Annotated in this window: 13 protein-coding genes; 5 read left to right on the top strand and 8 right to left on the bottom strand. The window is 71.2% G+C overall.

All coding sequences use genetic code 11. The features are described 5' to 3' along the window. Positions 1-26: 26 nt before the first annotated feature. Genes OG448_RS03235 through OG448_RS03245 form a run of 3 tightly spaced genes read right to left on the bottom strand, consistent with a single transcriptional unit; the run spans position 27 to position 3,393 of the window. Complete coding sequence (locus OG448_RS03235; protein ID WP_405551410.1) at positions 27-776, bottom strand: succinate dehydrogenase/fumarate reductase iron-sulfur subunit; 750 nt, start codon at positions 774-776, stop codon at positions 27-29. After that, positions 773-2,719 carry a fumarate reductase/succinate dehydrogenase flavoprotein subunit gene (locus OG448_RS03240; RefSeq protein WP_405551411.1) on the bottom strand — a complete coding sequence of 649 codons (1,947 nt, stop codon included), beginning with the start codon at positions 2,717-2,719 and terminating at the stop codon, positions 773-775. The genes OG448_RS03235 and OG448_RS03240 overlap by 4 nt, the downstream gene beginning before the upstream one ends. Before the next feature lie 2 nt (positions 2,720-2,721). Further along, complete coding sequence (locus tag OG448_RS03245) at positions 2,722-3,393, bottom strand: succinate dehydrogenase (protein WP_405558653.1); 672 nt, start codon at positions 3,391-3,393, stop codon at positions 2,722-2,724. Between the two features lie 118 nt (positions 3,394-3,511). Here OG448_RS03245 and OG448_RS03250 point away from each other — a divergent pair, with 118 nt between their 5' ends. Further along, complete coding sequence (locus OG448_RS03250; RefSeq protein ID WP_391293957.1) at positions 3,512-4,396, top strand: LysR substrate-binding domain-containing protein; 885 nt, start codon at positions 3,512-3,514, stop codon at positions 4,394-4,396. A 154-nt stretch (positions 4,397-4,550) separates the two neighbouring features. Beyond that, positions 4,551-5,720 (top strand): hypothetical protein, encoded by a 1,170-nt coding sequence (locus OG448_RS03255; RefSeq protein WP_405551412.1) that lies wholly within the window; start codon positions 4,551-4,553, stop codon positions 5,718-5,720. Between the two features lie 49 nt (positions 5,721-5,769). Here the strand turns inward: OG448_RS03255 and OG448_RS03260 are convergent, their stop codons facing one another. The 3 genes from OG448_RS03260 to OG448_RS03270 form a co-directional block, all read right to left on the bottom strand. Next, complete coding sequence (locus OG448_RS03260; protein ID WP_405551413.1) at positions 5,770-7,911, bottom strand: putative bifunctional diguanylate cyclase/phosphodiesterase; 2,142 nt, start codon at positions 7,909-7,911, stop codon at positions 5,770-5,772. Next, the gene (locus tag OG448_RS03265; RefSeq protein WP_405551414.1) at positions 7,908-8,720 is read right to left on the bottom strand and encodes an SAM-dependent methyltransferase; all 813 of its coding nucleotides are present in this window, start codon (positions 8,718-8,720) and stop codon (positions 7,908-7,910) included. Before OG448_RS03265 ends, OG448_RS03260 begins: the two co-directional genes overlap by 4 nt. A 230-nt stretch (positions 8,721-8,950) precedes the next feature. Continuing rightward, on the bottom strand, positions 8,951-9,901 hold the full coding sequence (locus OG448_RS03270) for an SCO0930 family lipoprotein (RefSeq protein WP_405551415.1): 951 nt from the start codon (positions 9,899-9,901) through the stop codon (positions 8,951-8,953). Between the two features lie 815 nt (positions 9,902-10,716). Here OG448_RS03270 and OG448_RS03275 point away from each other — a divergent pair. Continuing rightward, the gene (locus tag OG448_RS03275; protein WP_405551416.1) at positions 10,717-10,845 is read left to right on the top strand and encodes a hypothetical protein; all 129 of its coding nucleotides are present in this window, start codon (positions 10,717-10,719) and stop codon (positions 10,843-10,845) included. Between the two features lie 30 nt (positions 10,846-10,875). Then, positions 10,876-11,634, top strand: a complete 759-nt coding sequence (locus OG448_RS03280; RefSeq protein ID WP_405551417.1) for a DUF4239 domain-containing protein — start codon at positions 10,876-10,878, stop codon at positions 11,632-11,634. A 90-nt stretch (positions 11,635-11,724) separates the two neighbouring features. Here the strand turns inward: OG448_RS03280 and OG448_RS03285 are convergent, their stop codons facing one another. Beyond that, positions 11,725-12,696: a hypothetical protein gene (locus OG448_RS03285; RefSeq protein ID WP_405551418.1), complete on the bottom strand. Its 972-nt coding sequence runs from the start codon at positions 12,694-12,696 to the stop codon at positions 11,725-11,727. 333 nt (positions 12,697-13,029) lie between these two features. Between OG448_RS03285 and OG448_RS03290 the strand changes: the two genes are divergently transcribed. Next, the gene (locus OG448_RS03290) at positions 13,030-13,713 is read left to right on the top strand and encodes a class F sortase (protein WP_405551419.1); all 684 of its coding nucleotides are present in this window, start codon (positions 13,030-13,032) and stop codon (positions 13,711-13,713) included. A 29-nt stretch (positions 13,714-13,742) separates the two neighbouring features. Here OG448_RS03290 and OG448_RS03295 read toward each other — a convergent pair whose 3' ends face one another. Then, positions 13,743-14,579: a polysaccharide deacetylase family protein gene (locus OG448_RS03295; protein ID WP_405551420.1), complete on the bottom strand. Its 837-nt coding sequence runs from the start codon at positions 14,577-14,579 to the stop codon at positions 13,743-13,745. Positions 14,580-14,622 lie beyond the last annotated feature (43 nt).

Consider the following 14,622-nt stretch of genomic DNA (forward strand, 5'->3'; position numbering starts at 1 on the left):
CCCTTCGGCGAACGTCTGCTGTGTCCCTAGCGCTTGCCCGCCTTGCGGGTCGCGCGCAGCCACTCCTTGTTCATGCCGGTGATGGAGAAGAGCGGGATGCCCTTGGGGCAGGCGGTGGCGCATTCACCGGCCAGGGTGCAGCCGCCGAAGCCCTCCGCGTCCATCTGGGCCACCATGTCCAGCACCCGGGTCTCCCGCTCGGGCGCGCCCTGCGGGAGGACGTTCAGGTGGTTGACCTTGGCCGAGGTGAAGAGCATCGCGGCACCGTTGGGGCAGGCGGCCACGCAGGCCCCGCAACCGATGCACTCCGCGTGCTCGAAGGCGAAGTCGGCGTCGGGCTTCGGCACCGGTGTCGCGTGGGCCTCCGGGGCGGCGCCCGTGGGGGCGGTGACATAGCCGCCGGCCTGGATGATCCGGTCGAAGGCGGACCGGTCCACCACCAGGTCCTTGATGACCGGGAAGGCGGCGGCCCGCCAGGGCTCGATGTCGATGGTGTCGCCGTCCTTGAAGGACCGCATGTGCAACTGGCAGGTGGTGGTGCGCTCGGGGCCGTGGGCGTCGCCGTTGATGACGAGGCTGCACGCGCCGCAGATGCCCTCGCGGCAGTCGTGGTCGAAGGCGACGGGGTCCTCGCCCTCCAGGATGAGCCGTTCGTTCAGGACGTCCAGCATCTCCAGGAAGGACATGTCGGGCGAGATGCTGTCCACCTCGTAGGTGGACATGGCGCCGTCGGTGTCGGCGTTCCGCTGGCGCCAGACGCGCAGGGTGAGCCTCATGCGTAGCTCCGCTGGGTGGGGTGGACGTACTCGAAGACCAGGTCTTCCTTGTGCAGGACGGGGGCCTCGCCGGTGGCGGTGAACTCCCAGGCGGCCGCGTAGCCGAACTCGTCGTCGCGACGGGCCGCTTCGCCGTCCGGCGTCTGGGACTCCTCGCGGAAGTGGCCGCCGCAGGACTCGGCGCGGTGCAGGGCGTCGAGACACATCAGCTCGGCCAGTTCGAGGTAGTCGACGATGCGGTTCGCCTTCTCCAGCGACTGGTTGAACTCCTCGCCGGTGCCGGGCACCTTGATCCGGCGCCAGAACTCCTCGCGGATGCGGGGGATTTCGGCGAGCGCCTTGCGCAGGCCCTCGGCGTTGCGGGCCATGCCGCAGAACTCCCACATCAGCTCGCCGAGTTCACGGTGGAAGGAGTCGGGGGTGCGGTCGCCGTCGACGGCGAGGAGCAGGTTGACCCGGTCCTCGGTCTCGGCCAGCACCTCCTGCACCTCGGGGCGTTCGTCGGTCAGCGGCTCCTGGTGCGGGTGGCGGGCCAGGTAGTCGTTGAGAGTGGCCGGCAGTACGAAGTAGCCGTCGGCCAGGCCCTGCATCAGCGCGGACGCGCCGAGCCGGTTGGCGCCGTGGTCGGAGAAGTTGGCCTCACCGATGGCGAAGAGACCGGGGACGGTGGTCTGGAGGTCGTAGTCGACCCAGAGACCGCCCATCGTGTAGTGCACGGCGGGGTAGATCCGCATCGGCACCTCGTACGGGTCCTCGTCGGTGATCCGCTGGTACATGTCGAAGAGGTTGCCGTACTTCGCCTCGACCGCCTTGCGGCCCATGCGGGCGACGGCGTCGGCGAAGTCCAGGTAGACGCCCTGGCCGCCGGGACCGACACCGCGTCCTTCGTCGCAGACGTTCTTGGCGGCGCGGGAGGCGATGTCGCGCGGGACCAGGTTGCCGAAGGAGGGGTAGATCCGCTCCAGGTAGTAGTCCCGCTCGTCCTCGGGGATCTCCTTCGGCGGACGGGTGTCGCCCTTCGCCTTGGGCACCCAGATACGGCCGTCGTTGCGCAGCGACTCGCTCATCAGCGTCAGCTTGGACTGGTGGTCGCCGGTGCGCGGGATGCAGGTGGGGTGGATCTGGGTGAAGCAGGGGTTGGCGAACAGCGCGCCGCGCCGGTGCGCCCGCCAGATGGCGGTCGCGTTGGAGTTCATGGCGTTGGTCGACAGGTAGAAGACGTTGCCGTAGCCGCCGCTCGCCAGGACCACGGCGTCCGCGAAGTAGGTGTCGATCTTCCCGGTGATCAGATCGCGGGCGACGATGCCGCGCGCCCGGCCGTCGACCACGATCAGGTCGAGCATCTCGGTACGCGGGTGCATCTCCACGGTCCCCGCCGCGATCTGCCGGGACAGCGCCTGGTAGGCGCCGAGGAGCAACTGCTGACCGGTCTGGCCACGGGCGTAGAAGGTGCGGGACACCTGGACGCCGCCGAAGGAGCGGGTGTCCAGCAGACCGCCGTACTCACGGGCGAAGGGCACGCCCTGGGCCACGCACTGGTCGATGATCTCGACGGAGATCTGCGCGAGGCGGTGCACGTTGGACTCGCGGGCGCGGAAGTCGCCGCCCTTGACGGTGTCGTAGAACAGCCGGTGCACGGAGTCGCCGTCGTTGCGGTAGTTCTTCGCCGCGTTGATGCCGCCCTGCGCCGCGATGGAGTGGGCGCGGCGCGGTGAGTCCTGGTAGCAGAACTGGACGACGTGGTAGCCCTGTTCGGCGAGCGTGGCGCCCGCGGAGCCGCCCGCGAGACCGGTGCCGACGACGATGACGGTGTGCTTGCGCCGGTTGGCCGGGTTGACCAGCTTGGCCTCGAAGCGGCGGGTGTCCCAGCGCTCGTGGACCGGGCCGGAAGGGGCCTTGGTGTCGGCGACCGGGTCGCCGGTCGTGTAGTCGGTGTAGGTCATGGTCAGCTCACCACTCCGGTCATGACGCCCACGGGTACGGCGATGAAACCGGCCGTGAGCAGCAGCGCGAGGACGTTGGCGGCGGCCTTCAGGACCCGGTCGCGGGTCCGGCCGCCGGCGCCGAGGGTCTGGGCGGCGCTCCAGAAGCCGTGCCGGATGTGCAGGCCGAGGGCGAGCATCGCCACGATGTAGACGACGTTGCCGTACCAGGTGGAGAACGTGTCCACCACGTTCTGGTACGGGTGGCCCTCCTGGAAGCCGCCGGGGTGTGCGGTGCCGGTGGTCAGGTCCAGGAGGTGCCAGACGATGAAGAGGCCGAGGATGATCCCGCCCCAGCGCATGGTCCGGGTGGCGTAGCTGGTGCGCGCCTTCTTGTGCACGTACTTGCTGGGCCGGGCCTTGATGTCACGGCGACTGAGCTGGTAGGCGGCGGTGGCGTGGGCGACCACGGCCACGACCAGGACGACCCGGATGAGCCAGAGCGTCCACTCGTAGTGCATGAACGGCTCGCCGACCGTGCGCAGCCAGTGGGCGTAGCTGTTGAACTCGCCGGCCCCGAAGTAGATCTTCAGGTTCCCGATCATGTGCGCGACCAGGTACAGCAGCATCACGATGCCGCTGACGGCCATCACGGTCTTCTTGCCGACGGAGCTGTCCCAGACCGTGCGCGCCATCGACGGCCGTCGGTCCGTCCGCGTTGCCAGAGCCATGGACAGGACGTTACGACCGGCGGGCCGATCGGTCCAAGACATGGTTCGGCTGGTTTCCATAGCCTCTCGCTATGCTGGAGGAGTGCAGTTCCAGCAGCTCCAGTACTTCGTGGCCGTGGCCGAGACCCGGCACTTCACCCGTGCCGCCGAGCGGGTCCATGTCGCGCAGCCCTCGCTCTCCCAGCAGATCCGGGCGCTTGAGCGGGAGCTGGGCGCGGATCTGTTCGTCCGGGCGCGGGGCAACATCGCGCTGACCGACGCGGGCGAGGCGCTGCTCCCGCTGGCCCGCCGCATCCTCGCGGACGCGGACACCGCCCGGCACGAGGTGCAGGAACTGGTCCAGCTCCGGCGCGGCCGGGTCCGCCTCGGCGCCACCCCGAGTCTCTGTACGGGCCTGCTGCCGGACGTGCTGCGCGCCTTCCACGACCGCTATCCGGGCATCCAGCTCCTGGTCCAGGAGAGCGGCTCGCGGGACCTGGTCCGCGAGCTGGCCCGCGGCGCCCTCGACCTGGCACTGGTCGTCCTCCCCCTGCCCGCGCCGGCGCCCGCGCTGACAACGGTGGAGCTGCTGCGGGAGGACTTGGTGGTGGTGTCCTCCCCCGAGGCCCCCGCCCCCGGCGGCGGCCGGCGCTCCGTGGAGATCGCCGACCTGGAGAACGAGCGCCTGGTGATGTTCCGCTACGGCTACGACCTCCGCGAACTGACCGTGAACGCCTGCCGCTCCGCCGGGTTCGAGCCCGAGTTCGCCGTAGAGGGCGGCGAAATGGACGCGGTCCTCGGCTTCGTACGCGCCGGTCTCGGTGTCGCCGTCGTACCCCGCATGGTGGCGACCCGCGCGGGCCGGGGCCTCCGGGTCACCCCGCTGGCCCGGCCCGGCCTGTCCCGGACCATCGCCCTGGCCCACCGCAGCGATGTGGCACCGCCTCGGGGGGCTCGGGAGCTCCAGCGGATGCTGCTGGAGCGGTGACCAACGCCGTTAAACTCGGCCGATGTTGCTTCTGAGAAGGCTGCGCCGGATATGGTCCGGCAGAACCTCCCTGGCCTGCGCCTCCGTGTGCGGGGCCCTGGCCCTGCTCCTCACCAACCCCCAACCGGCCGCCGCCGCCACACCGTTGGCCCCCATGAACGCGTCGGTTATGAAGCTGACGGCGGGTGACTTCCAGAGCCGCTGGACCGCCATCGACGCCATCGAGGCGGGCGGCGCCGTCACCAGCTACTACGACCCGGACCAGGACGCGCTGGGCCCGCTACTGACCGGCAGCGGACATACGGGCAGCCGGGGCCTGTGCCACCCGACCAACCTGAACTCGTCCTACTCCCCCGACGGCTTCTGCTGGGACAACGGCGACGACACCTCCGCCGACTGGACGCCCCAGGGCCTCACCGGTTCCCACGACGCCTCGCCGGCCGGCACCTGGCGCGGCCACTACGTCTACATCGCCTCCTGGCACTTCTCGGACAACACCTTCGCCCGCATCACAGTGGTGGACAACAGCCCCGGCGCCCCCACCACGTACAACCACATCATGCTGGTCGACCCGTACGGCAGCGGCGGTTCGGCGAACTTCCGGGCGGTCGGCAACCCCACCTCCCCGGCGTCCCCCGCCCCCGGCGGACACGCGGACGGCATCTCCTGGTACGGCAACAAGCTGTTCCTGGCGACCGGCCACCAGATCCAGGTCTACGACCTGCGGCACCTGTGGAAGATGAGCGGCAACACCTCGGCGTCGGTCGGCATCCAGGACGGCGCGTCCTCCGCGCGGTACTTCAACTACGCGCTGCCCATGATCGGCATGTACGACAACGGCCGGCCGGGCGACGCGTGCACGGACACCAACCCCTGCCTGACCTCGCTGAGCCTGGACCGCACCGGTGCGGACGGCCTGGTCACCTCCGAGTTCAACGCCACCGGCGGCCGCCCGGTCGTCCGCTGGCCGCTCTCCTCCAACGGGCTGCTGGAGACGGACACGGCCGACAACAGCACGGGCACCGTGACGGCCACCGCCGCCTACCGGGTGCCGGTCTGGAAGGTGCAGGGCGCCGCGACGGACGGCACCTACTACTACTTCAGCGGCGAGTGCCCCGATTACGCGGGCGGCACCAATGCCGACGTCCCGTACTGCGTCCACCGGGCGAAGCCCGGCGAGGCGCCGCATGTGCTTACGGAGGCGCCGCCGCTGACCCAGAACCTGTCGTGGTCCCCACTGGCGGGGAGGCTGTGGGGCCTCAACGAGCGGGCGAACAGCACTGCGGGCAAGCGCGTGGTCTTCTCGATCCACACCCCGAGCTGACGTTCCGGCCGGTCGTGGAGCCGGGTGGCCCTTCCGGCTCCACGACCGCTCAGCCCGTCGCGTCCGCCAGAGCCAGCGAGTGGAGCTGTTCCGGTGGGCCCGGGCGGGCGTAGTACCAGCCCTGGGCCGTGTCGCAGCCGAGGAGGCGGAGTTGTTCCGCCTGGGCGCTGGTTTCCACGCCCTCGACGGTGACCGCGAGATCGAGGCTGTGGGCGAGGGAGACGATGCCCTCCACGATCTTGAGGTCGACCGGGTCGGCCGGGTACCGCTGCATGCCCTGGGTGAAGGAGCGGTCCAGTTTGAGGACGCTGACCGGGAGGCGGCGGAGGTTGGCGAGGTTGGAGTAGCCGGTGCCGAAGTCGTCCAGGGCTATGTCGACGCCCATCTCGGCCAGCCGACGCAGCGGCTTCAGCAGGCCGTCGTCGGCGCCGATCAGCGCGGACTCGGTGACCTCCAGGCACAGCGCGTCCGGGGTGACCCCGGCCCGCTCCAGGATGTCGACGGTGTCCTGCACCAGGCCGGGGTGGGTGAGCTGGCAGGGGGAGAGGTTGACGTTGATCCGCAGCGGGCTCGCCGTGTTCCCGTCCTGTTTCTCCCGCCAGGCACGGGCCTGCCGGATCGATTCCTCAAGGACCCACCGGCCCAGCGGGACGATCAGCCCGGTGTGCTCGGCGAGCGGGATGAAGCGGTCCGGGCCGAGCACCCCGTGCTGCGGGTGCAGCCAGCGGACCAGGGCCTCCGCGCCGCTCACGGTGCCGTCGCCGAGGTGGACCAGCGGCTGGTACTCGATGAAGAACTCGCCGCGTTCCAGCGCGCTCGGCAGCGCGGTGGTGAGCCCGTGACGGGTGATCGCGCGGGCGTCCGCCTCCGGGTCGGCCAGCTCGGCCCGGTTGCCGCCCGCCGACTTGGCCCGGTACATCGTGATGTCGGCGCTGCGCAGCACCTCCGCCGCCGTACGCTCGCCCGCCGGGCCCTCCACGATGCCGAGGCTGCCGCGCACCAGGAGGTCGCGGCCGTCGATGCCGATCGGGGTGAGCAGGGCGTTGGTGATGCGTTCCGCCAGCTCCTCCACCCCGCGCTCGGTGTCGCGGCCGGTGGTGAGGGCCACGAACTCGTCGCCGCCCAGCCGCGCGACCATCTCACCGGCCGCGGTGGTGCAGGACTGGAGCCGGTCAGCGACCTCCACCAGCAGCCGGTCGCCGGCCGCGTGGCCGAGGCTGTCGTTGATCGCCTTGAAGCCGTCGAGGTCGAGGTAGCACAGGCCGAAGCGCTGCCCCTCACCCGCCGCGAGCGCCTTCTCCAGCCGCTCGAAGAACAGGGTCCGGTTGGGCAGCCCGGTGAGGGCGTCGTGCGTGGCCTCGTAGCGCAGCCGGAGGTGGAGCAGCCGACGCTCGGTGGTGTCCTCCATCAGCGCCAGTTGGTACTGCGGGGTGCCGTCGGCGTCGCGGAGCAAGGAGACCGTGAGGTTGGTCCACAGGGCGGTGCCGTCGGTCCGGTTGAACGCCTTCTCCACGTGGTAGTGGTCGCGTTCGCCGCGGACGAGTTCCTCGTACAGCCGCCAGGTCTGGGGCGCGTCCTCGGGGTGGGTCCAGTCCCGGACCTTCCGGCCGCGCATCGTGGCCTCGGAGATGCCGAACATGCGCTGGAGGGCGCCGTTGACCTGGAGGACGTTGCCGTCGAGATCCGCGATGCCGATGCCGATCGCCGCGCCCTCGAACACCGCGCGGAAGCGGGCCTCGCTGGCGTGCAGGGCCTCGGCGACCACGCCCTGGGCGCGGAGCGCGGCCTGTGCGATGGACTCCTGCTCGGCGCGGGTGCGCTCGCGCAGCGCCTGGGCGTACCCGGCGGCCATGGCGTGCTGCAACCGCGAGGAACGCATGCGGAGTTGGTCCTGCGGGCTGTCGTCACCGCAGTACAGGACGAGGTAGGCGTCGACGCAGTCCAGGGTGCGGGCGAGCACCTCGGGGTCGGTGCCGTGCGCCTCGACAAGCGCGGCACCGACTGCCCTCGCCTCCCCGGCGTCGAAGCTTCTGGCCCTGAGCGCCCGGCTGAGGCGGTGGGCGAGGGGGAGCAGCCGCTCCTCGAACTCGGCGCGGGTGAGCGACGTGGAGGTGACGGGGTAGACGGCCCGGCTCCAGATCGTCGTCAGCCGCCGCACTCTGCCCTCCGGGCCGTCCGGCTCCGCGCTCACGCCGTACGCCCCACGCCGGCGAACCCGGCGAACGCGAAGTCGTCCTCGTCCTCCGGTGCGGACTCCGGGCGCCAGTCCGGGAGATGGACCAGTCCGGGGTCGAGCAGCTCGAAGCCGTCGAAGAAGCGGGCGATCTCGTCCCGCGACCGCATCACCAGCGGATTGCGGATGTCCCGGTACACGTCCACCGCGCCCTCGGCGCGCTCCTCGGGCAGCGGGATGCCCTCGAAGGAGGCGTGGGTGAGGATCAGCAGGCTGCCCGGCGCGAGCGCGGCGCGCAGTTCGGCCACCGCGCGGTGGGGTTCGTCGGCGTCCTCCAGGAAGTGCAGGACGGCCACGAGCAGCAGGGCCGCCGGCCGGTCGAGGTCGATCAGGCGGGCCACCTCGGGGCTGGTGAGGATCTCCCGCGGCTTGCGCAGATCGGCGGCGACGACACCGGCGTCCTCGTTGCCCGCGAGCACCGCCTGGCTGTGCGCGACGGCGACGGGATCGTGGTCGACGTAGACGACCCGGGCGCCGGGCCGGGCGGCCTGGGCTATCTCGTGGACGTTGCCGAAGGTGGGGATGCCCGAGCCGACGTCGAGGTACTGGTCGATGCCCTGCTCGGCGGCGAAGCGCACGGCCCGGCGCAGGAACGCCCGGTTGGCCTGCATGATCTTGGGCAGGCCGGGGAGGAACTCCATCGCCTTGCGGGCCGCTTCCCGGTCGACCTCGAAGTTGTGCGATCCGCCCAGGTAGTAGTCGTACATGCGCGAGACGCTCGGCACCGAGATGTCGATGCTCCGGGGGGCCCAGGCGGGGCGCTCCATGTATCACTCCAAGGCGTAGGCGACAGGGACGGGCGAGCCGGTGTTCGAGCTGAGGCTACTGATCGCCCGCCAAAGGGGCGACCCGAAACGGAAATTGACCATCCGTTCCCGGTCACCGCCTGCGGGAAGTACCCGTCCGACCCCGCTGGGTGACCGCCCGGAGGCATACGGGAGGGCCCGTCCCCTCCGCGTGACACGGACGGTACGGGCCCTGCGCCGGGCGGTGACCGCTACTGGGCGGGCGCGCCGATCGGCTTGCCCTCGGGTGAGACGGCGTACCAAGTGCCGCCCACACCCTGGCCGTTGGTGTCACCGGGCGCCTTGTCGCCGGTGAAGGTGTAGATGGGCCAGCAGTTGACCGACATCTGCTTCACGCCGTCGGGGCGGGTGAAGGGCATCAGGCCCTTCTTCTTCACGCCCTGGGTGTCGTCGGCGCTCACCGGCGCGACCGCCGGCCACTTCTCCAGGCACGCCCCGGTGCAGTTGGAGACGGACTTGGGCCACGCCTTGTCCTTGAGGAAGCGGTAGACCGTGCGGCCGTTCTTGTCGACGACGATGTCACCGAGCTTGGGGTCCTTGCGGACGGAGAGGCCGGGCAGCGAGGCCAGCGACGCCTTCTTGCCGTTGGGGGCGAGCGCGAACCACTTGCCGCCCACACCCTGGCCGTTGACGTCGCCGGAGTTGAGGTCCTTGGCGTAGCGGTACGCGGGCCAGCCCCCGATGGTGAGCTGCTTGGTGCCGTCGGCGCGGGTGACCTCGCCGAGCATGGCCTTGTCGATACCGGCACCGGCGTTGGCGTCGTCGGCGGGGACCGGGGGCCAGGTGGTGGCGCAGTCGCCGTCGCAATTGGTCTTCGGCGGCTCGGCCGTGTCCTTGTCGAAGCGGTACAGGGTGAGGCCGGACCCGTCGGTGAGCACGTTGCCGAGCTGCGGGTTGGTGGCCACCGTCAGCTTGCCCGCGGGGGCGGCGGGGGTCGGGGAGGCGCTGCTCTGGGCACCGTCGGCGCCGTAGCCGTTGCCCGAGCCGAGTCCGGTGCCGATACCGGCGGCGCTGGCCGACGCTCCCACGTTCTGGGCCGCCGCCGCCGGAGGCGTGACGTTGTCCTGACCGCACGCCGTCGTCAGCGCCAGCACCGAAGCGGCCGTGGCCACCAGTGCGGCGGTCCGCCAGGAGGTCTTCATCCTCAACTCCCCATTTTCACCAGTTTGTTGCGACGCCACTGAGGCACCGCACGGCCATGGGTACGGGGCGCGGGGGGCGGAGCGTTCAACGGGGCGGCGAAAAACTTTCGGCGGATTCGACGCGGTGCGCCGAGGGGGTGGCGGTGCGTACGGGTGTACCCATCGCCACAGCCAGGTTGCTCGGCGCGTCAAACCAGGTGGGGCGCGTTGTCCCTCCTTCGGACCAATCGCCGTACGAATGGTCACGGGGGCGGCGCGCGGCCCGCATGATCTCGCTCGTGCAAGGTCCCCAAGCAACCCGATGCGCGGTCGCCACCAGGGCGTTGGCGCTGCTCGCGGTGGTATGGAGCATGGTCGGCTGCCCGGTCGGCACGGCGTCGGCCGACGCCTGCGCCTACGCCTCCACGGGCCCGGACGGAACGGTGGCCGTGGCGGTGGCAGGAAGCCACCACCCGGGCCCCCCGCCCTGTCATCCGCCACCCCCGCCGCCGTGCCCGCCGACGCCCACGCCGACCCCTGCCCCAACCCCTACGCCCACCCCGACACCCCCGCCGCCGCCTACGCCCACCCCGACACCGACGCCGACTCCCACACCGACCCCCGCTCCTCCCCCGCCGCCGAAGCCACAGCCACCGAAGCCGCAGCCGCGACCGACGCCGCCCGCCCCCAAGCCCCCCGTCCGGCCGACGCCGCCCCCACCGGCACCGCGCCCGGCCCCGACACCACCGCTCCCGCCCGCCCCGGCACCCGCACCCGCGCCACCCCGGCCGGCACCGAAACCGCCGAAGCCCGCCCCCCGGCCGACCGTGACCCCGGTGAGCTTCCCGGCGTACCACGCCCGTCCCACCCGGCACATCGCCCGCTCCCACACCTCGCCGGTCCGCTACGTCCTGCTCGTCACCATCCCCGCGATCGTCGCCGTCGCGGCGCTGCGCCCGCGGTGACGCGGCCGCACCCACCCCTGGAGGTATCCGTTGTCGGATTGGCTCGTTCTCGTCCTGGCCATGCTGGGCGCCTGTGCCGTGGTCGTGCTCATCACCCTGGTCCGGCACCGGCGGGCCCCGGAGGACGAGGACCCCAGCGAGACGCCCGACGTCATCGAGTACATGACCATGTGGATCGGGGTGGTGTACGCCATCGTGCTGGGCCTGGCCATCGCGGGCGTCTGGGAGGCGCGCAGCGCGGCCGGGGACACCGTCCAGGCCGAGGCGCAGGCACTCCACGAGGTCTTCGAGCGCGTCCGGGTGTACCCGGCGGACGTGCGTGACCAGGTCCGCGCGGACGTCGACGCGTATGTCTCGTACGTCGTGGACACCGAGTGGAAGTCGATGACGGACAAGGGAGAGGTCACCGCGCAGGGGGCGCGGCTGCTGGACCGGGTGCGGCAGGACGTGACGGACTACCAGCCGCGCAACGACTTCGAGGCGCAGGCGTACCAGCCGCTGGTGGACCAGGTGGCCGCGGCCGACCAGGCGCGCAACGCGCGCGCCGACTCCACCGGCGCGACCATGCCGCCCGTGGTGTGGTGGGGGCTGCTGGCCGGCGCGGTGATCACGGTGGGCATGGTGTTCGCCCTCCAGATCCGGCGCACCGCGCGGGAACTGGTCCTCGCCGGGCTGTTCTCGGCCACCATCGCGTTCATGCTGTTCCTGATCTGGGACTTCGACGCCCCCTTCAGCCGGGGCATCGCGGTGACGGCGGAGCCGTTCCTCACCCTGTTCCCGCACGCCTAGAGCATGCCCGAGGCCCTCGTCCCGCCCGGCGAGGGGTGGGGCGAGGGCCCGTGGAGGCGTGTCCCGCGCCGGCGAGGACGCGGGCGGGGCTCAGGCGCGCTTCTCGTTGCGCCGGCGCAGCCAGACGGCACCGCCGCCGAGCGCGGCGGAGGCGACGAGTCCGCCGCCGATGGCCACGTCCGCGGGGCTCGCGCCGCTGGTGATGCTGCCGCCGAGGCCGCCGTTGACACCGCCGATCACGGTGAAGGCGTTCGGACGGGTCAGGGTACGGCCGCCGCAGTCGACGGTGATGTCGTAGCGGCCGGGGCGGGCGTTGCGGTCGATGGTGACGACGACGCGGGAGTTGTTGTTGCCGTTCGAGTTCAGCCGGACGGAGCGGAAGGCGCGCGAGGAGACGGTGCCGCCGCGGCAGCCCTCGACGGTGATGGTCAGCCGGCCGCCGGCGGGGAGCACGCTGGGGGTGGCGACGATGTTGCGGAGGTTGCCGTCGTTGTTGCCGCCGCCGTGACCGCCGTTGCCGTTTCCAAAGTTGCCGTTGCCGTTGAAGTTCCCGTTGCCGTTGCCGTTCCCGAAGTTGTCGTTGCCCCGGCCGTTGCCGTTCCCGAAGTTTTCGTTGCCGTGACCGTTGCCGTTCCCGAAGTTGTCGTTGCCCCGGCCGTTGCCGTTCCCGAAGTTCTCGTTGCCGTGACCGTTGCCGTTCCCGAAGTTGTCGTTGCCCCGGCCGTTGCCGTTCCCGAAGTTCTCGTTGCCGTGACCGTTCCCGTTCCCGAAATTGCCGTTGCCCCGGTTGCCGTTCCCGTTCCCGAAGTTCCCGTTGTTGTTGAAGTTGCCGTTTCCGTTGAAGTTGCCGTTGCCGTTCCCGTTCCCGAAGTTCCCGTTGCCGTTGTTGAAGTTGCCGTTGAAGTTGCCGTTCCCGTTGAAGACGCCGGTGTTCGGGATGACGCCCGTGACGGTGCTGGTGCCGTTCCCGTTGCCCATGCCGTCCGCGACGGCGACGGGGGCGGCGAGACCGAGAACGGCGATCGCGGCGCACGTGGCCGCCAGGGCACGCTGGTTACGCATGTGTTCCTCCGCGAGAGGCACGCCGGGGCCGGTCCCCGGGCGATCGGCGAGAAAGCACCTCCCGACAAAACCCTCAGGCGCAAGGAACACGCCCGCATGTCGAGAATGCTCCATCCTGGTGAGGACCCCTTCCGTCCGACAACCACACAATTGGTTATCGCCGCAGGTCACGGCCCGTCAGAAATATTCTCCGCTCTGCAACTCGGATGGCGCACCGGAATGCCGGGCGGCCACCCGTTCGCCCGCAGCCCCGTCGCCGCCCGCCCGCGCGGGACTTAGCGTTTTCCCATGCGCGACGGACGTGGTGACAGCCGCGTCGAGAGGGGATGGCGAATGTCTGCGTCCGATCTGGCGGAGTGGAGCGAACGGGAGGAGCGGCGCAGGAGACGCGCCCCCTGGGGCGTGCTGGCGCTCGTGCTGCTGACCGGTGTGGCGCTGATCCGGAACGGGTCCGGCGAGTTCGACGTGGGCCCGCCGCAGCCCGCCGCGGCCGCCGCCCCGGCCTCCGACGTACGGTCCTCGCCGAGCGCCACCGCGCCCGTGTCGGCCCCCGTCGGCCTGTCGTTCTCGCCCGCGGACCGGGTCCGTATCCCGGCGATCCAGGTCGACGCCCCGGTGACCCCGGTGGGCCTCGACGCGGAGGGCTGGGTCGGCGCGCCCCCGCCCGAGGACCCCAACCTGGCGGGCTGGTTCACCGGCGCGGTCTCCCCCGGCGAGAAGGGCACCTCGGTGATCGTCGGCCATGTCGACAACACCCAGGGGCCGGCCGTCTTCTACGGGCTCGGTGCGCTGAAGAAGGGCGACCGGATCGAGGTGGCCCGGCAGGACGGCCGGACCGCGGTGTTCGAGGTGTACGGGGTGGAGGTCTTCGAGAAGAGCAAGTTCCCCGGCGACCGCGTCTACGGCTCCAAGGGCACCCCGGAGCTGCGGGTGATCACCTGTGGCGGCGGCTTCTCCAAGCAGAACGGCTACGACGGCAACGTGGTCGTCTTCGCCCGCCTGGTCACGGGGGCCTGAGCCACCGCGACCAGGGGGCGTACCGCGTCTCAGGTCATGCGGCGGGGCGGGACGGTGAGGTGGTAGCCGTGGTCGAGCAGATAGGGCAGGTACTCGCGGATCGCGCGGACGCTCTGCGTCCGGTCGCCCCCGGCGTCGTGGGAGAGGATGACGACGCCGGGGGCGGCTCCGCGCTCCACCCGCTTGACGACGGTGCCGGTGCCGGGGGTCATCCAGTCGGTGGTGTCGACGGTCCAGGCCATCGGCTCCATGCCCATCTCGGCGCCGAGCTGGAAGGTGGCCCGGTTCCAGGCACCGTAGGGGGCGCGGAACCACTGCGGGCGCTCCCCGTAGGCGTCCTCGATGACGTCGCTGGTGCGCTCGATCTCGTCGCGGATGTCGCCCCGGGCCATCTCGGTGAGCAGCGGGTGGGTCCAGGTGTGGTTGCCGACCACATGTCCCTCCTCGGCCATCCGGGCCAGGAGTTCCTTGTTGTCGACGGCCATCTCCCCGCACACGAAGAACATCGCGCGTACGTCGTACTTGGCGAGGGTGTCCAGGATGTGCGGGGTGTAGTCGGGGTGGGGGCCGTCGTCGAAGGTGAGCATCATGTTCCGCCCCTTGCCGGTGAGGCGCAGGATGGGCTGGTGACGCACCTTCAGCTTGCCGGGGGCGGTGTGCGGGGTGCCGGAGCCGATGAGGGGCTGGAGGCGGAACGCGGAGGGCTTGAGGGCCTGGCGGGCCTGGGGCCCGGCGAGGCCGGCGGTGGTGCGGGCGGCCCGGTCGCCGCCGCCCGACATGAGGGCTCCCCCGACGCCCGCGGCGCTGAGGACGGCGGCGGAGCCGAGGAGCATCCGGCGCCGTGTGAACAACTGATCCTTCTCCATGAACCATCAGTCGCCCGCCGGCCCCGCGCCGCACCGCACCGAC

This window comes from Streptomyces sp. NBC_01171 (genome assembly GCF_045039805.1).
In the GTDB taxonomy this organism is placed as follows: Bacteria; Actinomycetota; Actinomycetes; order Streptomycetales; family Streptomycetaceae; genus Streptomyces.